This window comes from Serratia sp. TSA_130.1 (genome assembly GCF_052691795.1).
Genome location: NZ_JBQZFS010000002.1, coordinates 118991 through 141172 on the forward strand (window position 1 = coordinate 118991; position 22182 = coordinate 141172).

The 22182-nt window shown below is 57.7% G+C and carries 26 protein-coding genes, 2 tRNA genes and 3 other RNA genes; 12 read left to right on the forward strand and 19 right to left on the reverse strand.

All coding sequences use genetic code 11. The features are described 5' to 3' along the window. Positions 1 to 51: 51 nt before the first annotated feature. The 4 genes from ACUTQY_RS07220 to fabV all read right to left on the reverse strand — a co-directional run bounded on the left by ACUTQY_RS07220 (position 52) and on the right by fabV (position 3132). Positions 52 to 351 carry a hypothetical protein gene (locus ACUTQY_RS07220; RefSeq protein ID WP_033642724.1) on the reverse strand — a complete coding sequence of 100 codons (300 nt, stop codon included), beginning with the start codon at positions 349 to 351 and terminating at the stop codon, positions 52 to 54. Positions 352 to 988: 637 nt separating this feature from the next. After that, positions 989 to 1204, reverse strand: coding sequence for a helix-turn-helix domain-containing protein (locus tag ACUTQY_RS07225; RefSeq protein ID WP_025302459.1), 216 nt, complete (start codon positions 1202 to 1204; stop codon positions 989 to 991). Positions 1205 to 1211: 7 nt separating this feature from the next. Next, entirely contained in the window at positions 1212 to 1775 is a 564-nt protein-coding gene (locus tag ACUTQY_RS07230; RefSeq protein WP_033642723.1) for a DUF2975 domain-containing protein, read from the reverse strand. Between the two features lie 157 nt (positions 1776 to 1932). Further along, positions 1933 to 3132: an enoyl-ACP reductase FabV gene (gene fabV, locus ACUTQY_RS07235; RefSeq protein WP_033642722.1), complete on the reverse strand. Its 1200-nt coding sequence runs from the start codon at positions 3130 to 3132 to the stop codon at positions 1933 to 1935. A 276-nt stretch (positions 3133 to 3408) separates the two neighbouring features. Here fabV and ACUTQY_RS07240 point away from each other — a divergent pair, with 276 nt between their 5' ends. Both ACUTQY_RS07240 and ACUTQY_RS07245 read left to right on the forward strand, forming a co-directional pair. Continuing rightward, entirely contained in the window at positions 3409 to 4185 is a 777-nt protein-coding gene (locus tag ACUTQY_RS07240; RefSeq protein ID WP_157993238.1) for a DUF4225 domain-containing protein, read from the forward strand. Further along, complete coding sequence (locus ACUTQY_RS07245) at positions 4185 to 4487, forward strand: hypothetical protein (protein WP_016928136.1); 303 nt, start codon at positions 4185 to 4187, stop codon at positions 4485 to 4487. The genes ACUTQY_RS07240 and ACUTQY_RS07245 overlap by 1 nt, the downstream gene beginning before the upstream one ends. A 50-nt stretch (positions 4488 to 4537) precedes the next feature. On the opposite strand, the gene ACUTQY_RS07250 is transcribed toward ACUTQY_RS07245, so the two are convergent. After that, positions 4538 to 4888: a DUF4377 domain-containing protein gene (locus tag ACUTQY_RS07250; RefSeq protein WP_004940949.1), complete on the reverse strand. Its 351-nt coding sequence runs from the start codon at positions 4886 to 4888 to the stop codon at positions 4538 to 4540. A gap of 248 nt (positions 4889 to 5136) precedes the next feature. Here ACUTQY_RS07250 and ACUTQY_RS07255 point away from each other — a divergent pair, with 248 nt between their 5' ends. Together ACUTQY_RS07255 and ACUTQY_RS07260 are read left to right on the forward strand one after the other, a co-directional pair. Beyond that, positions 5137 to 5481, forward strand: coding sequence for a hypothetical protein (locus ACUTQY_RS07255; protein ID WP_033642719.1), 345 nt, complete (start codon positions 5137 to 5139; stop codon positions 5479 to 5481). 74 nt (positions 5482 to 5555) lie between these two features. Beyond that, positions 5556 to 5774 carry a hypothetical protein gene (locus tag ACUTQY_RS07260; protein ID WP_004940942.1) on the forward strand — a complete coding sequence of 73 codons (219 nt, stop codon included), beginning with the start codon at positions 5556 to 5558 and terminating at the stop codon, positions 5772 to 5774. Here the strand turns inward: ACUTQY_RS07260 and ACUTQY_RS07265 are convergent. From ACUTQY_RS07265 to ftnA, 5 genes are all read right to left on the reverse strand, one after another. Next, complete coding sequence (locus tag ACUTQY_RS07265) at positions 5771 to 6175, reverse strand: hypothetical protein (RefSeq protein ID WP_046686877.1); 405 nt, start codon at positions 6173 to 6175, stop codon at positions 5771 to 5773. The genes ACUTQY_RS07260 and ACUTQY_RS07265 overlap by 4 nt on opposite strands. 490 nt (positions 6176 to 6665) lie before the next feature. Beyond that, positions 6666 to 7007 carry a YebY family protein gene (locus ACUTQY_RS07270; RefSeq protein WP_016928154.1) on the reverse strand — a complete coding sequence of 114 codons (342 nt, stop codon included), beginning with the start codon at positions 7005 to 7007 and terminating at the stop codon, positions 6666 to 6668. Between the two features lie 69 nt (positions 7008 to 7076). After that, a complete protein-coding gene (gene copD / locus ACUTQY_RS07275) occupies positions 7077 to 7958 on the reverse strand; it encodes a copper homeostasis membrane protein CopD (protein WP_046686876.1) in 882 nt (293 codons plus the stop codon). A 2-nt stretch (positions 7959 to 7960) separates the two neighbouring features. Continuing rightward, entirely contained in the window at positions 7961 to 8344 is a 384-nt protein-coding gene (gene yobA, locus ACUTQY_RS07280) for a CopC domain-containing protein YobA (protein WP_004940886.1), read from the reverse strand. A gap of 326 nt (positions 8345 to 8670) precedes the next feature. Continuing rightward, positions 8671 to 9189, reverse strand: coding sequence for a non-heme ferritin (gene ftnA, locus ACUTQY_RS07285; RefSeq protein WP_033642716.1), 519 nt, complete (start codon positions 9187 to 9189; stop codon positions 8671 to 8673). A 340-nt stretch (positions 9190 to 9529) separates the two neighbouring features. On the opposite strand from ftnA, the gene ACUTQY_RS07290 reads away from it, so the two are divergent. Continuing rightward, positions 9530 to 9760, forward strand: coding sequence for a DNA polymerase III subunit theta (locus tag ACUTQY_RS07290; RefSeq protein WP_046686874.1), 231 nt, complete (start codon positions 9530 to 9532; stop codon positions 9758 to 9760). Between the two features lie 30 nt (positions 9761 to 9790). On the opposite strand, the gene pip is transcribed toward ACUTQY_RS07290, so the two are convergent. Continuing rightward, positions 9791 to 10744 (reverse strand): prolyl aminopeptidase, encoded by a 954-nt coding sequence (pip, locus tag ACUTQY_RS07295; protein ID WP_033644252.1) that lies wholly within the window; start codon positions 10742 to 10744, stop codon positions 9791 to 9793. Positions 10745 to 10921: 177 nt separating this feature from the next. Beyond that, positions 10922 to 11347: an RNA polymerase-binding protein DksA gene (gene dksA / locus ACUTQY_RS07300; protein WP_033642714.1), complete on the reverse strand. Its 426-nt coding sequence runs from the start codon at positions 11345 to 11347 to the stop codon at positions 10922 to 10924. Between the two features lie 369 nt (positions 11348 to 11716). Here dksA and ACUTQY_RS07305 point away from each other — a divergent pair, with 369 nt between their 5' ends. Then, positions 11717 to 12463, forward strand: a complete 747-nt coding sequence (locus ACUTQY_RS07305) for a carbon-nitrogen hydrolase family protein (RefSeq protein WP_128868886.1) — start codon at positions 11717 to 11719, stop codon at positions 12461 to 12463. 26 nt (positions 12464 to 12489) lie between these two features. Then, on the forward strand, positions 12490 to 13158 hold the full coding sequence (exoX, locus tag ACUTQY_RS07310) for an exodeoxyribonuclease X (protein WP_046686872.1): 669 nt from the start codon (positions 12490 to 12492) through the stop codon (positions 13156 to 13158). A 35-nt stretch (positions 13159 to 13193) separates the two neighbouring features. On the opposite strand, the gene ACUTQY_RS07315 is transcribed toward exoX, so the two are convergent. From ACUTQY_RS07315 to ACUTQY_RS07340, 6 genes are all read right to left on the reverse strand, one after another. Continuing rightward, positions 13194 to 15227 carry a S9 family peptidase gene (locus ACUTQY_RS07315; RefSeq protein ID WP_046686871.1) on the reverse strand — a complete coding sequence of 678 codons (2034 nt, stop codon included), beginning with the start codon at positions 15225 to 15227 and terminating at the stop codon, positions 13194 to 13196. Between the two features lie 68 nt (positions 15228 to 15295). Then, positions 15296 to 15949 carry a tellurite resistance TerB family protein gene (locus tag ACUTQY_RS07320; protein WP_033642711.1) on the reverse strand — a complete coding sequence of 218 codons (654 nt, stop codon included), beginning with the start codon at positions 15947 to 15949 and terminating at the stop codon, positions 15296 to 15298. Between the two features lie 149 nt (positions 15950 to 16098). Continuing rightward, a complete protein-coding gene (locus tag ACUTQY_RS07325; RefSeq protein ID WP_046686870.1) occupies positions 16099 to 16677 on the reverse strand; it encodes a TorD/DmsD family molecular chaperone in 579 nt (192 codons plus the stop codon). 42 nt (positions 16678 to 16719) lie between these two features. Further along, on the reverse strand, positions 16720 to 17457 hold the full coding sequence (locus ACUTQY_RS07330; protein ID WP_122004076.1) for a phosphatase: 738 nt from the start codon (positions 17455 to 17457) through the stop codon (positions 16720 to 16722). Positions 17458 to 17547: 90 nt separating this feature from the next. Then, on the reverse strand, positions 17548 to 18489 hold the full coding sequence (ghrA, locus tag ACUTQY_RS07335) for a glyoxylate/hydroxypyruvate reductase GhrA (RefSeq protein WP_046686868.1): 942 nt from the start codon (positions 18487 to 18489) through the stop codon (positions 17548 to 17550). A 127-nt stretch (positions 18490 to 18616) separates the two neighbouring features. Continuing rightward, positions 18617 to 20083, reverse strand: a complete 1467-nt coding sequence (locus ACUTQY_RS07340; RefSeq protein ID WP_046686867.1) for a peptide MFS transporter — start codon at positions 20081 to 20083, stop codon at positions 18617 to 18619. 446 nt (positions 20084 to 20529) lie between these two features. Here ACUTQY_RS07340 and ACUTQY_RS07345 point away from each other — a divergent pair. The 5 genes from ACUTQY_RS07345 (at position 20530) to ACUTQY_RS07365 (ending at position 21737) form a co-directional block, all read left to right on the forward strand. After that, positions 20530 to 20619: transfer RNA gene (locus ACUTQY_RS07345), tRNA-Ser, on the forward strand. 44 nt (positions 20620 to 20663) lie between these two features. Then, positions 20664 to 20784: non-coding RNA, RtT sRNA (locus ACUTQY_RS07350), on the forward strand. 529 nt (positions 20785 to 21313) lie between these two features. After that, positions 21314 to 21403: transfer RNA gene (locus tag ACUTQY_RS07355), tRNA-Ser, on the forward strand. Between the two features lie 47 nt (positions 21404 to 21450). After that, positions 21451 to 21570, forward strand: a non-coding RNA gene (locus ACUTQY_RS07360) — RtT sRNA. A 47-nt stretch (positions 21571 to 21617) separates the two neighbouring features. After that, positions 21618 to 21737: non-coding RNA, RtT sRNA (locus ACUTQY_RS07365), on the forward strand. A gap of 53 nt (positions 21738 to 21790) precedes the next feature. Here the strand turns inward: ACUTQY_RS07365 and ACUTQY_RS07370 are convergent. Next, complete coding sequence (locus tag ACUTQY_RS07370) at positions 21791 to 22147, reverse strand: helix-turn-helix domain-containing protein (RefSeq protein WP_033642706.1); 357 nt, start codon at positions 22145 to 22147, stop codon at positions 21791 to 21793. Between the last annotated feature and the right edge of the window lie 35 nt (positions 22148 to 22182).

Here is a 22182-nt window from a genome sequence, read left to right on the forward strand (position 1 = left end):
CCATGAATAAGCCGACTGGGGCGCGCCGCGAAAAACGACGCAGAGAACCGTTCAACAGCCGTTGAGTGAAGACACCTGAGGCTCCGCGGGATCGGGCGCATGTTGCCCTCCCGTCGCCGGCGCTTTCGCGTTTTCGGCATCGCATTCCGCCAGACGCGCCAAGGTTTCGGCCTCATTCTCCGTGGGCGGGGTCGGCTCAGCCATCTCTTGTCGCAGGCCATGCGCCAGCTCTTTCAATTTCTTCTGAAACAGCACGGGAGAAATTCCCTCGCATTGCCGATCGTAACGGGCCGCATTTGCTTGCAGACTCAACAACGACATTATCAACATGGCGACAATACGCTTTGCCATTGAAAACTCCTGTAAGGATGTCTGGGTATGTTGATATATATTCAACAAGCAGAGATTCATCGTTTAAAGATAAATAACGCATCAAAAAAACAGAGTAGCGAATTAATAATAAACCGTTCCACAATATCTTTGAGATAACGTCTGCCGCCCCGCCGAATAAAGAGCGGCGGTTAGCGCCCCCCTATTTTCGACCAGTCCAGCGTACCGCCGATACCGACCCGGCCTTCATTCAGTACGGCAGCGGCGGATTCGCCGGCGATAATGCGCTGTTTCTGTTCTCGCGTTGCGGGCTGCGGTGTCCCCCAATTCCCCCAGTGAGTGGAGGAGGATGAGGATGAAACAGTGGGGTGAATGGCACTGCATCCGTTTAATACAAGACACAATGCCAGAAGAGAATTACGCCATGTCATACTATTTCCCTTAAAATAACGCTATTGGTAGTGACGGTAAATGAAAAACGAGTTTATTTAGTTTAATAACTTTCGCCGCATGCAATCGCCTGCGACAAAAAGAATAAGCAAGTGTTAATCACCCGTTATTTTAATTAACCTGAATCAAACAAATATCGTTCAATAAGACAACGCTAATCGCAGAAATGGGCCAGCAGGCTCAGCGCACTTCCGAGTGCGCTGGGATCTTACTCTTCGCCGTCCGGCTGCCAGGCCAGCAGATCGCCAGGCTGGCAGTCGAGAATGCGGCAGATCTTGTCCAGCGTTTCCAGCCTGACTCCCTTGACCTTGCCGTTTTTCAACAGAGACAGGTTTTGCTCGGTGATCCCCACCTGCTCCGCCAGCTCCTTTGAACGCATCTTCCTTTTGGCCAACATGACATCAAGACTTACGATTATTGCCACTCTATTCTCACACGAAAGAAAGCTGTTCTTCATTCAGCCGCAACGCTTCCAGAAATACCCGGCTAAATACCAGGATTGCGCAGCCTACGATCAGCGAGCGCACCGACTCGCTATTGACGCCATAATAAAGGATAAACAGCATTTTTTCATCGGCGGTCAATACCATCACCTGCAGCAGACCGGCTAACGACGGGAACAACACATCGACGATCAGCAAGATGCCAATGATCTGCAACAGCACCATATTGTTGCGATGCCACACGTTGCCGCGGAAGAATTGATAAAACAGCCCGGCGCCGCACAGCAGCGCGCTGTAATAGGGCAAATAACCGAGCATGTCGATAACCAGCGTGGCGAACAGCGCCCAGCGTTGCTGCGGGATCGCGTAGGCGAGCAGCTCCGGGTAATATTCCCGGTAAGAGGCGACGATATCGCGATAGGCTACGCCCTGCAGCCAGTCCCGCACGATGATGAACATCTCAACGCCGGTGCTGACGATCAGCATCGCCATAATGAGCAAACACAGACAACGCACATACAGCGGCAGATGGATCCTTGGCGCAGCGCCCATAATTTTCTATCCCTTAATCAACAGCAATAAATTATCGTAAAACGATAATTTATTGCTGTCAATGATCAAGTGGACTGATGAGTCAGGCGGTGGTCGCCAACGCGCGGACAATAAAAAAGGCCGGGCTAACCCGACCTTGTTTGACCGCTCGACGCGCTTAGACCAGTTCGATCACATCGAAGTTGGCTTCGCCGCTCAGATCAGCATCGTAATCAACGCCCTGCAGACCGAAGCCGAACAGGCGCAGGAATTCCGCCTTGTAGCCCTGGTAATCGGTCAGTTCGTTGATGTTGCTGTCGTTCAGCTGCTTCCAGATTTCACGGCAGGTTTCCTGCACTTCGTCACGCAGTTCCCAGTCATCCAGGCGCAGACGGTGTTTCTCGTCGGTATCCGGCGCCGCACCGCTGTACAGCTTGGTGGCGAACAGACGCTGGATCTGCTCGATGCAGCCTTCGTGAATGCCCTGCTCCTTCATGATCTTGAACACGATGGAGATATACAGCGGCATCACCGGAATGGCGGAAGAAGCCTGCGTCACCACCGACTTGAGCACCGCAACGTAAGCCGCGCCGCCTTTGGCCTGCAGCTTCTGGTTGATGGCGTGCGCCGCGCGATCCAGATCTTCTTTCGCCTTGCCCAGCGTACCGTGCCAATAGATTGGCCAGGTCAGATCGGTACCAATGTAGGAGTAAGCGACAGACTGCGCGTTATCCGCCAGCACGCCCGCTTCGTCCAGCGCGTCCATCCACAGCTGCCAGTCCTGGCCGCCCATCACCTTCACGGTGTCGGCGATTTCTTGCTCGTTGGCCGGCTCGACCACGGCCTCAACCAGCACGTCTTTGTTGGTGTCCAGCGCGACGGATTTGTACGGCTCGCCGATCGGCTTCAGTGCGGAACGCACCACTTCGCCGGTTTCCGGCATCTTACGCACCGGCGAAGCCAGCGAGTAAACCACCAGGTCAACCTGACCCAGGTCTTTCTTGATCAGATCGATAACGGTCTGACGGCACTCGTTGGAAAATGCGTCACCGTTGATGCTTTTCGCGTACAGGCCTTCTTCTTTAGCTGCCTTGTCGAAACCGGCGGAGTTGTACCAACCGGCGGAACCGGTTTTGCCTTCGCTGCCAGGCTTCTCGAAAAATACGCCGATGGTGGCCGCACCGCTGCCGAAAGCGGCATTGATGCGCGAGGCCAGACCGTAACCGGTGGATGCACCAATGACCAGCACCTTTTTAGGCCCGTTTTTCAGTTCGCCGCGCGACTTAACGTAGGCGATTTGCTCACGGACGTTGGCTTCACAGCCTGCCGGGTGAGCGGTGGTGCAGATAAAACCACGAATTTTAGGTTTGATAATCATAGTAATTTTTTCTTGGTAGCTAAAAACCGAAGGACAATATACCTGATTTTCTCGATATACTTAAGAAAGTGCGAAAACAAGCGCAGTGAACAGACCAGTTTAGTCGAGGGATCAGGGTTGCCCAACTCCGCATCGTGATGCCTCCACGCGCCACGCTTCGCACCCTCAGCGCGTTCAAGCCTTCCCTCTTAAAATCAGCAAAAGTTGATCATGCTTCTGGCGTTGCGTTATGGTGTGGCTGTTTTTCGGTCGAAATCCAGGGAGGAACAAAGAAAAATGGATAATCCACTGTTACTAAAGGAACGTTTAAATACCTACTCGCAAACGATGGCTCGTCAACAAGGACGTATGCTTTTAGAACTCTCAGAGCGCGTTAATAGGGACTTTTTAAAAGATCGGACAGTCGGTAATGCCTTCAGACATGAGATGCACTGCTTTGTGAATGATAAATTGCAAAAATGCCAACAAGTAGGTGAAGCGGCGAATGTTGCAATGAGAGAAATGAAGCAAGAATATCAATCGCTTTCTGAGCAAGAGCGCTTATTGCGAACTGACGCCGTGACACCTTATGCCGTAATGAGAAAGAAAGTCAGTCATGACGCCGTAGTGACCTACGTGTTAGCCGGCGTTGGCTTCCTCTCGGGAATAGCACAAATTTTACTCGGCGTGGGCTTGGATTGGACTGGCGTCGGAGCCATTCCAGGAACGTTACTTTTAATCAATGGCATCAATAATGTCTACGAAAACGGTTATACGCTGTTATTTGGCAAGAATACTATTGGTCCAGGCCGAATGATGTACCGTTCTGCGGCTTCAACGCTAGGCTATTCCCATTCAGCAGCAGACATGGCGTTAGGTGGCGTAGACTTACTGTTATCAGGCTATGGTTTACTAAAACTGTCGCTGAAACCAGAAGCCTGGCGATTATTTCGCTACATCAATACAGACTATATTCGCGGTTGGAGAAACATGGGAAGAACCAGCTTGATGCTTGAAGGTGGCGCAGATGTCTCAACCCTTAATTCCATTTATAAAGGCAGCCAGGAACAGTGATGGAACCAACTTTATATTATATTCTTTCTACTCTCGCTGCCGCGGCCTGTCTGGCCGTGAAATACGGCTTCAGACCGCCTCTGGGTTCCAAGGGTTATGTCGTTCTGGTTACGATATGTTTTTTAATCCTTTGCTGGCAATTTACCCTTTTTGCCAACGGCAACGCGATGTTTATTGCTGACTCTGAAACATGGACCAAAGAAAATTGGCCTCTACGCTACTGTGCGTTGGGGTTTGCTCTTGCACATGCCTTCGCCACTTTCGAATCCTCCAGAAGAAAGAAAAAAGACAAACTTTCCTGAAGTCGTCACCACCAAATGAAACGCCATTTGGTGGTGACAAGGTAGATCCATTACGCCTTGTTCTTTTCCAACTGCTCGATCAGCGTGTAACGCAGCGATGAGGCGTCGGCCGGTACGTTCTCCACCGGGGTGACGCGCACTTTCAGCCGATACTGATAGCCTGGTTCGAAGGTGAAACCCTCGATGCCGGTATAGAACAACTCCCACGGCTGCTGCGCGGAGCGGCGCACCTGCATGCACTTCATCGGGCCGACGCCCACGCAGTCCACCAGCGCGCTGTTGACCAACAACACTTCCGTTTGGCCGCCTTTCTCGTTTGCGGGCTGATTCATCGAGGTTCCCTCCTGGCTGCAGCCGGCCAGCGCGGCCAACGCAACAAATAACAACGCTTTAATTTTCAATGTACTGCACCAATAGTCATCCAGGGGCGCCATGCTAACAAATTAACCGGCTCAAGAGAACGGATAGCGATACGGATCCACACCCCCAGAATATCATTCCTCGGTGCTCTATCAGTCTGGAAAATATCGCAAAATAAACCCCCTGTTCTTATCCGAACCGGTAATTACCCCCGCTATTTTTTCTGTTAAAAACAGCTGGCTTGCGCAAGCTTTACTGAATTTAACTGAATCGATAAAGAGGGAATTTTATGCAAGAGATCGATGCCAAACACTTTCACCTGATCGCCGGCGCCGGTAACTTTGCCGACAACCGCGGCAGCAATGGCCGCGTCAACAACAACGGCGGCAACAAGAACGGGGGCGGGTCATCCAATCAGGGATTCTACGGCAAGCACACCTCGCCGGATTGCGTTAACGGCGTGATCACCGGTTCTCTGGGCGGCCTTGGCGGCCTGGCGGTGGGCGCGCTCAACGGCGGCTGCTTCAAGGAAGGCAGCAAAGGCGGCGGCAACGTCGGTATGGGGAAAGGCGGCAACAAAAACAGCGGCAGCAACTGCAATAGCAATAAAGGCGGCAATACCTGTTCGCGCTAAGCGGTTTTAATTAATCAAAGCCCCGGCTGAGCCTCTCCGTTCGGTCGGTGCTTTCCGTATTTTTGGTGATAACCATGTTTAAACTGTTTCGTACCTTATGCCTGCTGCTCGGCTTCTGGATCGCCACCCTGCTGCTCAGCGGCGCGGGGGTCTCCTTTACCCACGGCTACGCCGCGCCTAAAAATCTGTCGCATTTCGTCGTCTCGCTGGTGGTGGTCGGCGCCATCCTGCTGTGGACCCATAAATTGCTGCGGTTCTTTTTTGCCGAGAAATTTGAGAAGAAACCGCGTTAAGCCGTGTTCTTATTGGGAGCGCCGCCCGCAACGATAAAACCGGCATCGCGAATCGCCGCCTTAACCTGCCTGGCGTCCATCACGGCCGTTTTCACATAGCCAAAAAAGGCCACCCGTGCGCCGGGCAAACGGATTGGCGTCGCCAGTTGGGCCATAAGATCACGATTGCGCTGCGCCATCAGCTCGGCGCGCGCATGCCAAAACGCGGTGGCGTCGGCGCGTGTTTCAGTGGCGGTGTCGAACCGAGACGCCAACTCGCTGAGCGCCTCCCACTCCGCCAACAGGGCGGCGATCACTTCAGGATTAGCCACCTGCTCCCAGTCAGAGGGTAAGGCCCCCTCACGCCACGCCTCGAGATAGCCGGGCAACATCATCTTTAATTGACTCAGTTGCTCGTTCACTGCGGGTTACCTTTTATAGCGCCTGATGCCGGGATATTTCCCATAATGACACTCTCGTTAAACCGTTGATGGGAGCAATGGCAGAAGCTTATCAGCGCCATAGATGACGTAATGACTTTTGGTGCGGCCAAATTAGCGATAGGTGCGGTTGGGGGGTGAGACGGGAGCTCGGGCTGATGGCTGTGACGCGAAAAGAGAAACGGGGATTGTTGCTGGCATCTTAGGTGAAATTTACTTATAAATCAATCACACAAAAAAAGACCGAATACGATTCCTATATTCGGTCTAGGGAAATGGCTCTTGGGAGAGAGCCGTGCGCTAAAAGTTGGCATTTAATGCAGGGCTTGTTCAGCCGTGCACTTTAAGAGTAGCCTACCGCGCCAGTTTTGCCAGCCGCCCGGCGGCCGCGTGATAGTTCCGTGACGAAATAACTATGCGGCAAATGCGCATCAATCTGCGCGCGCTGGGCAAGGCGTTGGCAAACAAGCGGTTAGTCAGCGCACAGCTTCTCGGCGCGTTCGATAAACGGCGCCATGCTCATTTTTTTCCCCGGTTCAGCGGGATCGTCCAGCAGGATCACGTCCAGCGGTTGCGCGCGCTGATGGCCCTTCTTCACCTGCTGCTCCGCCGCGTCGTTGAGCGGGTATTGCATCAGGGTGCTGTTATTCAGCACGAACAGCGCGCCGCCGCTGCGGCACTGCAGCGTCACCTCTTCCTTGGTGAACGCCCACTGTTTGCCGTACTCCAGTTTGGTGATGTTAACCAGTTTGTCTGCCGCCAGCGCGCCGGTCGCGGTTGCCAGCAGCGTAATGCCGAGTAATACCGATTTCATGTGATGGCCTTAAGGTTGCTATTCGCGTCGATTTTCCCGCAGCTTGCCGGCCTGCGGCAAGCTGAAATGTCAAACCGGCGCATAGGTTGCAAATAAACTGACCAGCAGCAGCACCGCTATGCCCAGCCCGACTTCGAGCCAGCAGGCCAGCACCACCCCGCGCTGCGCCAGCGCCGGTACGCGGCTTATTGCCGGTACGATGGCGTAGCGATTGGCCAGCGCCACCATCACCATCAGCGCCACCAGCGCGGTTTTGATCAGCAGCAGGCGCTGATAAGGCGAGCTGAGATTAAGCGGCCAACCGCCGAGTATGATCAGGCTGTTGACGATGCCGGTGACGATCACCGCCGCCACCGCCAGGTGCCCCCAGCGCGAGAAACGGATTAGCGTGGTGATGGCATCGCTGCGCCATTGCGGCGGCTGCAGGTAGCGCAGGCAAACCAGCAGCGGCGCCAGGCTGCCGAACCAGTAACCGGCGGCCAGCAGGTGCGCCGCATGGTTGGCGCGGTGCAGCGCGCCCAGCGCGCCTTCGTGCATCGCCGCGTGGCCGATGAACGCCAGGCTCACCAGCAGCAGCGCTGAGCACAGCGCCAACGCCTGCGCGCGCGGCCGTTCCGGTAGCAGCAGGCTCAGGATCGCCAGCAGCGACAGGCCCAGATGCCAGCGCCACACTTCGCCGAAGGTGGTGCCGAGCACCGCCCACCAAACCTCCAGCCGCCAGGCGTCTTGCCAACCGTCACCCATCTGCCCGGCCTGAATGGCCAGCAGCGCCACGGCGGAAAGCCCGGCAATCCAGGTGCCGGCAAGCAGCAGCGGACGCACATCGCGGGAGAGGATCGGGGAAAGGCGCTGCGGTGCCAATAAGGCGGTGAACAGACTGATGCCAAACATCAGCATCACCGCCGCAAAGTGCACCAAGCGACACAGAACGAACAGGGTCGCCAAACTCACGATCAGTTTACGGTGAAGCTGTACTGGCCTTTGGTTTTATGCCCGTCGACCGACACCACATGCCAGCTGACGTTGTATTTGCCCGCGCTCAGCTCGCCTTCGATCGGCACGTTGACCTGGGTGTTGTTGTTCGGATCGAGCTGCAGCTTGCCGGTTTTCACCACGGCGTTATCCGGGCCGGTGATTTTCACGCCGCTGAAGTTCGGCTCGATGCCTTCGGAGAAGCTGAGAGTCAGCGCCTTCGGCGCCGGGCTGACGCTGGCGTCGGCCTTCGGCGTTTCCACTTTCAGGTGAGCGTGCGCCAAGGCTTGCTGTGAAGACAGGCCAACGAACAGGACGAAAACGGTGGAAAGCAGGCGACAGGAGGAACGAATTTTACCGATCACAGTGGTATCCCTTAACAATATAAAGAGGGTCATAAGGGTTAAGGCCACAGCCAAGACGAGGTATCAGCGGCCCCAACCCACCGCAAATGATTGCGCCACGGGTAAACAGAAAAACGGGTTGTATCGGCTAACCCGCTGTTTTGACTCTACCATCCCTGTAGCGTATCGCGGTAAATCATAACGAGCACGCCTCAGCAAGTCGAGCGCATCACTGGCATTTTGCGATCCGGCAGCACGTATCGCCGCATAACCGCGATAAACGCAGGGTAAAAAAAACCACGCGTCGGGTTTGCCCCGCGCGCGGTTTTTCAATGTTCAGTCAGGGATCAGGCCTGGCCGTTGCCGCCCTGGCCCATCGCGCCCATTTTCTTCAGGTCTTTGTCGATGAAGAACAGGCCTTTGCCGCTGGTGCCCACCAGCGCCAGCTTATCCAGCACGGATTTGAACAGTTTCTCTTCTTCGTGCTGCTCCGCCACGTACCATTGCAGGAAGTTGAAGGTGGAGTAATCGTGAGAGGACATTGCCGCGTGCGCCAGCTCGTTGATCTGACGGGTGATCAGCTTCTCGTGTTCGTAGGTCTGTTCGAACACGTCCGCCAGCGACTCAAACGCCACCGGCGGGGCCGCGATGGTGCCCAGCAGCGGCAGAGAGCCGGTGTCGCTCAGGTAGTCGAACAGACGTTGCATATGCTGCATCTCTTCCTGAGAGTGCTCTTTAAGAAATGCGGCGGCGCCTTCAAAGCCTTTGTCGCTGCACCATGCGCTCATCTGCAGATACAGGTTGGCGGAGTAGAACTCCAGATTCAGTTGCTCATTCAGCTTTTGAGTCATTTCTTGCGTCAGCATAATCATTCCTTTTATTTTGCAGGTCATGAATTTAATTTCCGCGCATTATGCCCTGTCGCCGTAAAAATAAAAACACCTTATTTACATTCAAATCATATTAATTACAAAAATCATAAATATCAATAAATTAAAATATCACCAATACATTGAGAATTAACATGAGAATTATTTAGATCTTTTATTTTAATCAAAAAGCGAATCATTCTTATTTAAAAGAATAAATAGATTGCATTACTCTTGGATAAATATCGCCCACCGCCGCGGCGCAACGGGCTTGCCAAGCGCCGCCGGGTGGATTACCTTCTGCGCAGATTCAATGCGGCAAAGTAAGGAGCATAAGGTGGGTTACAATCTGGCCGAGTTGTCCAAAGAAGAAATGGACAGGGTGAATGTGGATCTCGCCGCCTCAGGCGTGGCGTACAAAGAGCGTTACAACATGCCGGTGATCCCGGAAGTGCTGGAGCGCGAGCAGCCGGAGCCGCTGCGCGACTATTTTCGCGAGCGCGTGGCGCACTACCGCGCGGAATCCCACAAGTTTTCGCGTCTGCCTTACGAACCGAAGGCCAAATAACAAAACCCGCCGTTACGGCGGGTTTTCGTGTCACTTGCCGGCGAACCGGTCGGTGGCGATCATCAGCTGGTGCAAAATGCCCGGTTCATCAAACGAATGCCCCGCCCCTTCCACGATATGCAGCTCCGCCTCCGGCCAGGCCTTGGCCAGATCCCAGGCGTTCTGCACCTGGCAGGCCATGTCATAGCGGCCGTGGACGATCACCGCCGGGATATGGCGGATCAGCGGCACGTTGCGCAGCAGTTGGTCATCGCTCTCCAGGAACCCCAAATGCGTAAAGTAGTGGTTTTCAATGCGGGCGAACGCCAGCGCGAAATCATCCTCGCCGAACGAAGCGGATTCACGGCTTGGCAACAGCGTCACCGTTTCCCCTTCCCACACGCTCCACAGTTTGGCCGCTTCGAGCTGCACCTGCGGATCGGCTGAAGTCAGCCGCTGCCGATAGGCGGCAATCACGTCTTTGCGCTCGTCATCCGACAGAATGGACAGCACGCGCTCCCACTTGTCCGGGAAGAAGCGCGAAGCGCCGTCCTGGTAATACCAATGCAGCTCCTGCTTGCGCAGGGTAAAGATACCGCGCAGCACCATTTCACTGACGCGCTCCGGGTGGGTCTGCGCATAGGCGAGCGCCAACGTAGATCCCCAGGAGCCGCCGAACACCAGCCACTGCTCGACGCCGGCCATTTCGCGCAGCCGCTCGATATCGGCCACCAAATGCCAGGTGGTGTTGTTGTCCAGACTGGCGTGCGGACGGGAGCGGCCACAGCCGCGCTGGTCGAACAGCAATACCTTGTAGCGCTCGGGATCGAACAGCTGGCGATGATGCGCAGAGATGCCGCCGCCCGGCCCGCCATGAATGAAGACCGCCGGTTTACCGTTCGGGTTGCCGCTCAGCTCCCAGTAGATCCGGTGGCCATCCCCAGTGTCCAGCCAACCGCTGTCGTATGCCGCTAACGGCGGGTACAAACCTCGTAATTGTTCCATGGCGCTTTCCGTCTCTCTGTGAGTCATGCTTTCATCAAAGCGGAAGCCGCCCGGCAGGTCAACGGTAAAACCTGAAAACTCGAACGCGCGCCGGGAACTCGGCGCGCGTTTGCTCAAAATCGCAACGACCCGCCTGCAAAATGCCCACAGGCCCGATCAGTTCACGTCTTGTTACGCCTACACGCCTTTACGCATATGCGGCTCGCGCATCTCCTGTGCGGTTTTCGCCTCGATGCTCAGTTCCGCCGTCGGGCGCAGCAGCAGGCGTGCCAAGCCGATGGGTTCGCCGGTTTCCCGGCAGTAGCCGTATTCGCCGTTCTGCAACCGCGCCAGCGCCGCATCGATTTTCGGCAGCAGGCGGCTTTCGCGATCCAACTGGCGGAACAACAGGCGCAGTTCTTCTTCGCGCGCCGCCTTGTCGGCTTCATCGCCCGTCGCTTCGCCGCTGTCGATCGCCTTCTTCAGCTCATCGATGTGCAGCAGCAGTTTTTGCCGCTCATCCTGCAGCAGCTGGCGGAAAAAAGCCCGTTGAACCGAGTTCATGTAATCAGAATCCGGCATGGCCAGCAGTTGCTGCGCATCCGGTAATGTCATCACTGTCATTGCGTTCTCCGAACCCTAAAAGTGTAATATTATAACATAATGATTATTTTAAGCACCCGGTCATCCAAAAACAAAATTTCACGTGCAAACAGCCAGTTACATACTACTTGCACTTTGTCGCTTGCATCCTGTCGGCTTTAGGCGGTTAATGGCTGAGCAAGCCACCCAATCATAGGTAACGAGAGGCCATCATGAGTAAGGGAATGGATAGCAAAAAAAATGCGAAGAAGAAGCCGTTGAAAACCCCAGCAGAGAAACGTGCGGAGAAACGCGCTAAAAAAGCGCATCCGTCTGGTGAGTAAACGTCCTTCCATCCGTCATTAAACCCGCCAAGGCGGGTTTTTTATTGCCTCACTGGAGAGATGGCCAATGCCGTGCTTTACCCTCGCCGCAGCCCAATACCCCGCCGCTGCGGCCAATATCGCCTGCAACCTTGAACGTCACCTTGAATTTGTCGCGCAGGCAGCCGAACAGCAGGTGCAACTGCTGGTTTTTCCCGAACTGTCGCTAAGCGGCTATGAGCTGACCGATGCCGCCGAACTGGCACTGACGCTGGACGATCCGCGTCTGCAACCGCTCGCTGCGGCGGCGCAATCGCATCAGATGACGATCATCGTCGGCGCGCCCTTGCGCAGCGGCCAGGCGCTGCATATCGCCGCCTTGATCTTTCACCCCAACGGCGCGGTGGCCGCCTATACCAAGCAACATCTGCACGGCGCGGAACAACAACGGTTCTTGCCCGGTAATGGCGGCACGCTGCTGGAAATACATCGGCAACGCATCGCGCTGGCTATCTGCGCCGACACCTCGCAACCCGGCCACGCAAGCGCCGCCGCGCTGGCGGGTGCGCAGATTTATGCCGCCGGCGTGCTGGTATCTGAAGCCGGTTACGCGAAAGACAGCGACGCGCTGGCAGGCTATGCCCGTCGTTATGGCATGGTCACGCTGATGGCCAACCATGCGGCGCTGACCGGAGGCTGGATCCCGGCAGGCCGCAGCGCCATCTGGGATGAAACGGGAGCGCTTTTGATTGCCGCACCGGATGACGCCCCTGGTCTTGTCATCGCCGGCAAGACCCGCGACGGTTGGCACGGCCGCCTGTGCCGGTTAAGCTGAGGGTTGACGGCAACGCGGAGGAAAACATGACGTTACGCGTAATAGATACCGAGACCTGCGGGCTGGACGGCGGCGTGGTGGAAGTGGCCTCCCTCGATCTGCTCGACGGTCAATTGGCCAACCCGATGAGCGATCTGGTCAGCCCGGATCGCCCCATCAGCCTCGACGCGATGGCGATTCATCACATCACCGAACAAATGGTGGAAGGTAAACCGCGCATCGCGGTGGCGATCGGCCGCTATCAGGGCAGCCCCTACTACGTGGCGCACAACGCCGCTTTCGATCGCGGTGTGCTGCCGGAGATGAACGGCGCCTGGATCTGTACCCTCAAGCTGGCGCGCACGCTGTATCCGGACATCAAGTACGGCAATCAGTATCTGCGCTATGCGCTGAACCTGGATGTGCAGCTACCGGCGGACGCCACGCTGTACCCGCACCGCGCGCTGTATGACTGCTACGTCACCGCCGCGCTGCTGCAACGCATCATCAAGGATTCGGGCTGGACGCCGGAGCAAATGGTGCAGATCACCGAACAGCCGGTGCTGCTGAAGAAGTTCAAGTTCGGCAAGTATCGCGGGCAGGAGATCGACCGCATCGCCCAGGAAGACCCCGGCTATCTGCGCTGGATGCTGAAATCCATCGACGATCTGAGCCCGGACATGAAACACACGCTGAGATACTATCTGATTGGCTAACACAGCGGGCGGCGCAGGCCGCCCGCCGCACGCCGTTATTCCGCCAGCGCCAGAATGAAGGCGTACTCCAACGCAATATCCTCATAGGCCTTGAAGCGGCCGGATTTGCCGCCGTGGCCGGCATCCATGTCGGTATACAGCAGCAGTTGTCGATCGTCGGTTTTCAGCTCGCGCAGCTTGGCCACCCACTTGGCCGGCTCCCAATACTGCACCTGCGAATCGTGCAGGCCGGTGGTCACCAGCAGATGCGGATACTCCTGCGCTTTCACCTGATCGTACGGGCTGTACTGCTTGATGTAGTCGTAATAGGCCTGCTCGTTCGGGTTGCCCCACTCGTCGTATTCGCCGGTGGTCAGCGGAATGGACTCATCCAGCATGGTGGTCACCACGTCGACGAACGGCACCTGCGCCACCACGCCGTGGAACAGCTGCGGCGCCTGGTTGATCACCGCGCCCATCAGCAGGCCGCCCGCGCTGCCGCCCATCGCGAACACTCGCTTGCCGTCGCCGTACCCTTGGGCGACCAGCGTTTCGGTCACGTCGATAAAGTCGTTGAAGGTGTTCTGCTTGTTGAACAGCTTGCCGTCTTCATACCACAGTTGCCCCAGCTCGCCGCCGCCGCGAATGTGCGCCAGCGCGAACACGACACCGCGATCCAGCAGGCTCAGGCGGCTGGCGCTGAACGCTGGATCCATGCTGCTGCCGTAAGAGCCGTAGCCATACACCATCAGCGGGTTGGCGCCGCGCTGGAAGCTGTCCTGGCGATACACCAGCGAAACCGGCACCTCGACGCCGTCGCGCGCCTTCACCCACACCCGCTCGCTGCGGTAGTTTTCCGGCGTGAAATTCTTCACTTCCTGCTGTTTGAGCATCGTCCGCTCGCCGCTGTCCATGTTCAGCTCGTACAGCGTGGTCGGGGTGGTCATCGACGAATAGCCGTAGCGCAGCAGCGCGGTTTCTGGATCCGGGTTATACGCCAGCCAGGTGGTGTAAGTCGGATCGTCGAAGGCGATGCGCTTCTCTTCGCCGCTTTGCCAGTGGATCTGGCGCAGCAGCGTCAGGCCGGCGCTGCGCTCCTCCACCACCAGCCAGTCGCGGAACAGGCTGAAGCCCTCCAGCATCACGTCGGCGCGGGGGGCGATCAGCGTCTGCCACTGCGCTTCGTCCGCCTGTTCGCTTTGGTACAGGCCGAAGTTCTTGCCGTCCTTGTTGGAGCGGATGTAGAAATGCTGGTGATAGTGATCGATGGCGTACTCGTGATCCTTGCGGCGCGGCACGAACAGCTGCGGCTTGGCGTCCGCGCGATCGGCGTCCAGCAGCAGGATCTCAGAGGTGGTGGTGCTGCTCAGATGGATCAGGATAAAGCGCTCGGAGGTGGTCTTCTCCAGCCCGACGTAGAAGGTGTCGTCCTGCTCTTCGTAAATCAGCTCGTCCTGCTGCGGATCGCTGCCGACTACGTGGCGATAAACCTGATACGGCAACAGCGTCTTGGCGTGCTTGCGCACGTAGTACACCGTCGAGGAATCGTTGGCCCACTCGAAGCTGCCTGAGGTGTTTTCCAGCACTTCGTCGGCCCAGCTGCCGTCGGCCAGATTCTTGAAACGAATGTCATACTGGCGGCGCGACAGGAAATCCTCCGCCACCCCCAGACGCTGATTGTCGGGGCTGACGTCCAGCCCGCCCAGGGTGTAAAACTCGTGGTTCTCGGCGCGTTGGTTGCCGTCGATAAGCACATCCCACTGCTCGCTCTCGGCCTGCGGCTGGCGCACATAAATCGCGTATTCGTTGCCCGGCTCGTAGCGCGTCTGATAGCGATAGCCGTGGCGCACGTAAGGCACCGAATGTTCCTGCTGCGGGATGCGCGCCACCATCTCTTCGTACAGGGCTTCGCGCAGCGTCTGCTGCGGCTTCAACATCGCATCGGTGTAGGCGTTCTCCGCCTGCAGGTAGTCCAGCACCTGACGGTCTGCGCGCTCATCGTCGCGCAGCCAGTAGTAGTCATCCACGCGCGTATCGCCGTGGATAGTGATGGGATAAGGCCGTTTTTCCGCTTTCGGTGGGGTCATCATTGCTAAATCATCCGCTTACATAGATTGCGGCAAGAGTGACACGATTCCCCCCGGCTTGCCAAGCGGCGCTATGCCAGCTCGCGCTTTTTCTCGTTGACGTCGCTCTCGATGCCCTGTTTGACGTCCGCCGGGATCTTCAGCGCCTGCGCCAGCGCATCAAGATAGCCGCGCTCCATAAAGTGATCGACGTCGATTACCAGGCAACTCAGGTAATAAACCTCCAGCGCCTCGTCTTCGTTTTGCACGCTGCGGGCGATTAACGCCGGGTTGAGCGGCTGGTCGAGCGCTTCCTGCACCCAGCCCTGCGCCTCTTCCCCCACCTGCAGTTGCGCCAGGCTGTGATCGATGGCGCGCTGCTCGTCGGCATCGATATGGCCGTCACTCTTGGCGGCGAACACCAGCGCCTGCACCAAACGCTTGGCGCGCAGATCCACCGGCGTGGTTTGCAAACCGAACTGCGGTTCGTCCTGATGGGTCTCTTTCACCCGCTGCTTGTACTTATTCCACAGCACCGCGCCCACCGCCGCGCTGCCGCCGATAATCAGCGCATTCTTGCCGAACTTACCCACCAGCTTGCGCGAAGATTTGTTGGCCAACAGCACGCCGACCAGGCCGCCCAGCGCCGTGGGCGCCAGCAGTTTGCCGATGCCTTCTGCCCCGCCCATCGCGCCGGCCTTCTGCCCGATCAACGTTTGAATCTGCTGCATCCAGTTACTTTTCATCATCTACCCCTTGCGTGAGAAAACGCGGCGCGCAGGCGCGGCCGAACCGACGGTAAACCGCCAGATTAGGGGATCTTTTGTCAATTTACGTCTGGGGGATGCAAACCTGTGTTTAGCGGGCCGGGCGGCCCGCCTGGATGGCTGCGACGTTACGCGTCTTCGTCGCCCGCTTCGTCGTCCTGCTCGTACTCGGCCAGCTCGTCGCGCATCGCCTGGAGGGCATCGCGGGTCATCAACGCCAGCGTGCGGTAGAAACCGGTGGTGGCGTGCGCTTCCACTTTACCGAGGAAGCGGCCGCACCACGGCAGCAGGAACTCGTCGAACAGGGCGATCTGCGCCTGCGCTTCATCTTCCTGCGACTGATCTTCCAGCCAGGACGCCGCCAGCAGCAGCTGGCCGAAATGGTCGGCCGGGGCCTCCGCCAGCGGCATGCCGCGCTGCTGCAGGAAGGTGCGCACTTCCGCCTCGCTGGCGCCTTCAACGTAGTCGGAGCGGAACGGCGACACGCTGCACTCGCTGCCGACGAACATCGCGTTGAAGTCGGTCGCCAGCTGGTTGACGTCGCCGCCCTGCTGCAGGCGCTTCAGCAGGTCATCCTGCTCCAGCGGCCAGTGCTGCTGCAGCTTGCCCTCTTTAATCAGCGCGAACAGCGGCACCAACAGCGGATCCTGCGGCTGGCGGTAGAACAGCGTACCCAGCACGCGGCAGACAATGGAAAACTCATTCATGATAAGGCCTTATACAATACGGAAAATTTTGCCGGGACGATGTCACAAATCGGCCAATTCCGCAATCGCCGGCTTGCCGCGCCGTTCGAGAAAGTCCAGCAACCGGCGCGGGCTGACGTTGAGAATGCGCTCCTGCGGGAAGCCCACCTCGTCGATGATGCGTTCGCAGTGCTCAAAGTTACCCAGCGAAAAGGCGACGTGCGAATCCGAACCCAGCGCCAGCCAGCCGCCGGCGTCGCGCACCGCGGCGGCGATCGCCCGACAGTTGGCCTCGCTGCCCTTGCGGGAGTGGGTGAACGACGAGTTATTCAGCTCCAGCGCCACCTCGTATTTGGCCGCCGCCGCCGCGACGGCGGGAATGTCGATCGGATAACGCGGGTTGCCGGGGTGGCTGATGATATGCACGTCCCCCTGCGCCATCGCGGCGATCATCGCTTCAGTATTGGACGCTTTATCCTGCGGCGCAAACACCGGCTCATGGAAACCGGCGATGATCACGTCGGTGGCCGTCAGCATCGGGCCGGTGCAGTCGATATCGCCCTGCAGGTTTTTGATGTTGGCTTCGATACCGCGCAAAATGCCCACGCCGTTCACCCGGCGCGGCCAAACGTGCATGTTCATAAAGTGCCAGTAGTGCGGCGCATCGGCCATGTCCGGGCCGTGATCGGTGATGGCGAACAGCTGGATGCCCTTCTGCCGGGCTTCGGCGATGTAATCGTGCAGCGTGCTGTAAGCGTGCGTGCTGGCGACGGTGTGCATATGCAAATCAACGGGATACATTGTTTCTCCTTCCAGAGGGCCTGCCCGCAGCGGTGCGGGCGGGCGCGATGACGGTGTCAGCTTATCAGTTACCGAACGGCGGCTGAAGGATCAGTACCCCCGTTGCCTGTCGACCACGCCGGCAGGGGTATGCCCCGCCTCCAGCGCGCGAATGTTGGCGGCGATCTGATCCATCGCCTGCTGCGGCAACGTGATGGCAGCAATATGCGGGGTAATGGTGACACGCGGATGACGCCAGAACGGGTGATCCTGCGGCAGCGGCTCGCGGGCGAACACGTCCAGCGTGGCGGCGGCCAGTTGCCCCTGTTCCAACGCCGCCAGCAGATCGGCTTCCACCAGGTGCGCGCCGCGCGCGATGTTGATGAGGTAGGCGCCCGCGCTCAACTGTGCGAACAGCTCGCGGTTGAGGATGCCAACGGTCTCCGGCGTATTGGGCAGCAGGTTGATCAGCAGTTTGACGCCGTCGAGGAAGGCCGCGCGCTGCGCCTCCCCAGCGAAGCTTTGCACGCCGTCAATCTGTTTGGCGCTGCGGCTCCAGCAGCGCACGCTAAAGCCAAACTCGGTCAGCTTACGCGCCACGCTCTGCCCCAGCACGCCGGCGCCTAGGATGCCGATGGTGAAATCATCCAGCGAGTGCGGATCGAGCGGCTGCCATTCCTGCCGCTGCTGCAACGCCTGATACTCGTCGAAACGGCGGAAATAGCGCAGCACATAGCTCAGCGCATATTCCTGCATCTGCTGCGCCATGCCGGTATCCTCCAGCCGCAGCAGCGGCACACCGGCGGGCAGCGTGCCGGGGTGTTTGCGCTCCTGATCGAGAATGGCGTCGACGCCAGCGCCGAGGGCGAACACCGCTTTCAGATCGCGGCGGTTGGCTAACATCTCGTGCGGCGGGCGCCATACCAGCGCGTAATCCGCCGGCCGCTCGTCGCCGCGCTGCCATTCGCGGATCTCGGCCTGCGGCAGGCGTTGCTTGATGCCGGTCAGCCATTCCTGGGCGTTAAATAAGGGATGGTAATAGATGATGTTCATACTGCGGGCTCCCGTTTGTTTTTATTGGTTTTCCTTCAGCCTTCCGCGATTCATCGCCGGATGCAAGCGTTAAAGCCCAAAATAAAAACAGCCCCGACCAGTGGGGCTGTTGTGCATGTGCACAAAATCAGGCGGCAGACGCGCCGTCGCGCCGGATAAGACGCCGCAACAGCGGAATTAAAATCAGCATCGCCACGCCGACGCCCGTCGCCCCCCAACCCAGCGCGCTGAAGATTTCGCTGTAGCCGGGATTGGTTTGCAGCGGCGTGCTGCCGCTATTTTCCGGCATCAGGCCGGATACGTAGCCCGCCAACACCGAAGCGACGCCGGTCACCATCATCCAGCAGCCCATCATCACGCCCTGATAGCGCGGCGGCGCCAGCTTGCCGATCATCGCGTAACCGATCGGCGAGATCATCAATTCACCGACGCTTTGCAGCACATAGCTGATGACGATCCATTTAAACGCCACCAGCCCGTCGCCGCCCGCCATGCTGATGCCCAGCGGCAATACCAGCATGCCGAGCCCGATGCAAAACAGCGATCCGGAGAACTGCAGCGGAATGTCGATGTTGCAGCCGCGAGCGCGCAGGCGGTTGAACCACCAGGCCAGCAGCGGGCCGCCCACCACGATCACCAGCGTGTTGATGTTCTGGATCCACTGCGGCGCCACCTGAATGCCGTAAACGTTCAGATTGATGTTGTGCTCGGAGAATAGCATCAGCCCCATCGGCGCCAGCTGATACAGCGCCCAGAACACCAGCGACCCCAGCGCCAGGATCAGATAGGCCGCCATTCTGCGGCGCTCATCGCGCGGATGGTGGCGCAGCGTCACGACGCACAGCATCAGGAAGATCAGCGCGCCGAGCACGATCACGAAATGGCCGCTGAACTCGGCATGGGTCAGCATCACGCGGATAATCGGCACCAGCGCCACCAGCACCGCCAACCCGACCAGCATGCGCCAGCGGTATTGGCTGCGGCTGGCGTCGTGGAGCGGCGTATTGAGATCGGCCAGAATGCGCCAGCGACAGACGGCGACGATGATCGCCGCCGCGTTGCCCAGCGTGGCGAACAGGAACAGCGCGCGATAATTTTCCGTCAGTTGGAAATACCCGGCCACGGTAAAGCCAACGAAGAACCCGAGGTTCATGCCGGCGTAATTCCACAGGAACGCCGATTCGCGCCGATCATCGTCCGGTTTGAAACGCTGGGTGAGCATCATATTGATGCAGGTCACGTTGAGACCGCTGCCGGTCAGGAACATCGCCAACCCCCAGTACAACCCCCACACGCCCGCGACGGCAATCAGCGCGCAGCCGAACACCTGCAGCACCATACCGAGCACGAACAGGTTGCGGTTGCTGAGGAAACGGCCGCCGAGATAGCCGCCGAACATGTGCAGGCCATAGTTGAAGGCGCCGAACACGCCCATCATGGCATTGGCGCTGCTTTCGTTGAAACCCAATCGCTTGGTGGCGTACAGCACCAGCGTGGAATAGAGCACGGCGAAACCCAGCGTGGCGAAGATCTGGATGAAGAACAGCGCCCCCGCGCCGGGGGGAATGGCATGGCGCGCTTGCGGCGCCGGCATGGCATCTGAAGGAGTCAAAACGAACCTCTACTGCATTATTATGTAATGAGTCTGTCCCTGTCTGCGGTATCGCCGGCCTGTCAACCGGCAATCTGCGCGGCGACGTGATGTTCCTTGCCAAAAACGCCGCGCCGACATGATTCCATTTAGCGACACATCTGACTAATAATCCAGTATTAATGCATATAACAGCAAACAACCCAACCTCAATGGCGAGATATTGAGCTATCTGTACAGAAAAAAGTCAAACAATCGGCTTTCACGCATTTTGCTCGCTGCCGCCCTGTCCGCCGGCGGCCGAGAGTCAGGATATCGTTCGGTAAATCAGCAAATTGCTGCAAGTTTGGCTAAACAGTCATGAGAATGAAATAAGAGGGTTGACGCTGAGATCAGATTCTCCTACATTAGCGCCCGTCGACAGCGCAAGGCGTTATCGGCAACAAAACGGTGAGGTGTCTGAGTGGCTGAAGGAGCACGCCTGGAAAGTGTGTATACGCGAAAGTGTATCGAGGGTTCGAACCCCTCTCTCACCGCCAAATTCAAAGAGAAAGCCTGGATTCGCGTCCAGGCTTTTTTTTTGCATGGTGCACCGCCGAGAGGGGTGAGAAGCCTCGACAGGGTTCGACAAAACGCCCGCGTTTTGGACCGCCAACGGCGGCCCGTAGGGTGAGCGCAGCGAATCAAGCCCTCTCTCACCGCCAAATTTAAAAAGAAAGCCTGGATTCGCGTCCAGGCTTTTTTTTTTGCATGGTGCACCGCCGAGAGGGGCGAGAAGCCTCGACAGGGTTCGACAAAACGCCTGCGTTTTGGACCGCCAACGGCGGCCCGCAGGGTGAGCGCAGCGAATCAAGCCCTCTCTCACCGCCAAATTTAAAAAGAAAGCCTGGATTCGCGTCCAGGCTTTTTTTTGCATGGTGCACCGCCGAGAGGGGTGAGAAGCCTCGACAGGGTTCGACAAAACGCCTGCGTTTTGGACCGCCAACGGCGGCCCGCCGCGAACGCCTCCCGCCTTACGCTGCCGAGGTTCCCCTTTTTCTCGGTTCTCCTCGAACCGTCTCTCTGATTTTCTCGCCCTTTCATGACTTCTGACGTGTAGTTCGCCGCAGTTTTCAACAAAGTGAACACGGCTTGAGCGGACAAGCAAAAACACAGAAATTATTCTTGACCGGATCGGCCCCACTCCCTATAGTAGCGCCCCGTTGCAGCGATGATTTCGCAACAAAAAAATATGGTGAGGTGTCCGAGTGGCTGAAGGAGCACGCCTGGAAAGTGTGTATACGCGAAAGTGTATCGAGGGTTCGAATCCCTCCCTCACCGCCATATTCTAACGAGAAAGCCTGAGCGAAAGTTCAGGCTTTTTTGTTTGCATAGCGCATCGACCGGGAGGGGGAGAATCCTCGACAGGGTTCGACAAAACGCTCGCGTTTTGGACCGCCAACGGCGGCCCGCAGGGTGAGCGTAGCGAATCAATCCCTCCCTCACCGCCATATTCTAACGAGAAAGCCTGAGCGAAAGTTCAGGCTTTTTTGTATGCATAGCGCACTGACAGGGAGGGTGAGAACCCTCGACAGGGTTCGACAAAACGCCTGCGTTTTGGACCGCCAACGGCGGACCGCAGGGTGAGCGCAGCGAATCTATCCCTCCCTCACCGCCATAAAAAAAGCCCGAACGCAAATTCAGGCTTTTTTATTCCCACTGCCAAACCGCTCAGTGGTGCGTGCATCTCACCGCCGTCGGCTGCGCCAGTGCGCGGCGCCAGTCCCCCGGCGTTTGGCCGAACTGGCGTTTGAAGCTGCGGTTGAACGACTGCTGTGAGTCGAAGCCGAGCGAGATCGCCACGCTGACGATCGGTTCGCCGCTGTTGGCCAGGCGCTCCGCCGACACCTTCAGTTTTTGCATGCGGATATACTCCCCCAACGCATAGCCGGTCTGGCGCTTGAACATGCGCTGCAGATGCCATTTGGAGTAGCCCGCGCGGTCCGCTACGGTGTTGATATCCAGTTTTTCTTCCAGATTGTTGTCGATCCACGTCTTCAAATCGGTAATGAAACCCGTCGTGTTCATGCTGATGCTCCCATCATGTCGGCAGGGTCCCCCTC

Coding starts and splice junctions, on each gene's coding strand:
- ACUTQY_RS07220 (WP_033642724.1), bottom strand. CDS start 351: ATGGCAAAGCGTATTGTCGCCATGTTGATAATGTCGTTGTTGAGTCTG.
- ACUTQY_RS07230 (WP_033642723.1), bottom strand. CDS start 1,775: ATGGGCGCTGCGCCAAGGATCCATCTGCCGCTGTATGTGCGTTGTCTG.
- fabV (WP_033642722.1), bottom strand. CDS start 3,132: ATGATTATCAAACCTAAAATTCGTGGTTTTATCTGCACCACCGCTCAC.
- ACUTQY_RS07240 (WP_157993238.1), top strand. CDS start 3,409: ATGGATAATCCACTGTTACTAAAGGAACGTTTAAATACCTACTCGCAA.
- ACUTQY_RS07245 (WP_016928136.1), top strand. CDS start 4,185: ATGGAACCAACTTTATATTATATTCTTTCTACTCTCGCTGCCGCGGCC.
- ACUTQY_RS07255 (WP_033642719.1), top strand. CDS start 5,137: ATGCAAGAGATCGATGCCAAACACTTTCACCTGATCGCCGGCGCCGGT.
- ACUTQY_RS07260 (WP_004940942.1), top strand. CDS start 5,556: ATGTTTAAACTGTTTCGTACCTTATGCCTGCTGCTCGGCTTCTGGATC.
- ACUTQY_RS07270 (WP_016928154.1), bottom strand. CDS start 7,007: ATGAAATCGGTATTACTCGGCATTACGCTGCTGGCAACCGCGACCGGC.
- ftnA (WP_033642716.1), bottom strand. CDS start 9,189: ATGCTGACGCAAGAAATGACTCAAAAGCTGAATGAGCAACTGAATCTG.
- pip (WP_033644252.1), bottom strand. CDS start 10,744: ATGGAACAATTACGAGGTTTGTACCCGCCGTTAGCGGCATACGACAGC.
- dksA (WP_033642714.1), bottom strand. CDS start 11,347: ATGACAGTGATGACATTACCGGATGCGCAGCAACTGCTGGCCATGCCG.
- ACUTQY_RS07305 (WP_128868886.1), top strand. CDS start 11,717: ATGCCGTGCTTTACCCTCGCCGCAGCCCAATACCCCGCCGCTGCGGCC.
- exoX (WP_046686872.1), top strand. CDS start 12,490: ATGACGTTACGCGTAATAGATACCGAGACCTGCGGGCTGGACGGCGGC.
- ACUTQY_RS07315 (WP_046686871.1), bottom strand. CDS start 15,227: ATGATGACCCCACCGAAAGCGGAAAAACGGCCTTATCCCATCACTATC.
- ACUTQY_RS07320 (WP_033642711.1), bottom strand. CDS start 15,949: ATGAAAAGTAACTGGATGCAGCAGATTCAAACGTTGATCGGGCAGAAG.
- ACUTQY_RS07325 (WP_046686870.1), bottom strand. CDS start 16,677: ATGAATGAGTTTTCCATTGTCTGCCGCGTGCTGGGTACGCTGTTCTAC.
- ACUTQY_RS07330 (WP_122004076.1), bottom strand. CDS start 17,457: ATGTATCCCGTTGATTTGCATATGCACACCGTCGCCAGCACGCACGCT.
- ghrA (WP_046686868.1), bottom strand. CDS start 18,489: ATGAACATCATCTATTACCATCCCTTATTTAACGCCCAGGAATGGCTG.
- ACUTQY_RS07340 (WP_046686867.1), bottom strand. CDS start 20,083: ATGCCGGCGCCGCAAGCGCGCCATGCCATTCCCCCCGGCGCGGGGGCG.
- ACUTQY_RS07370 (WP_033642706.1), bottom strand. CDS start 22,147: ATGAACACGACGGGTTTCATTACCGATTTGAAGACGTGGATCGACAAC.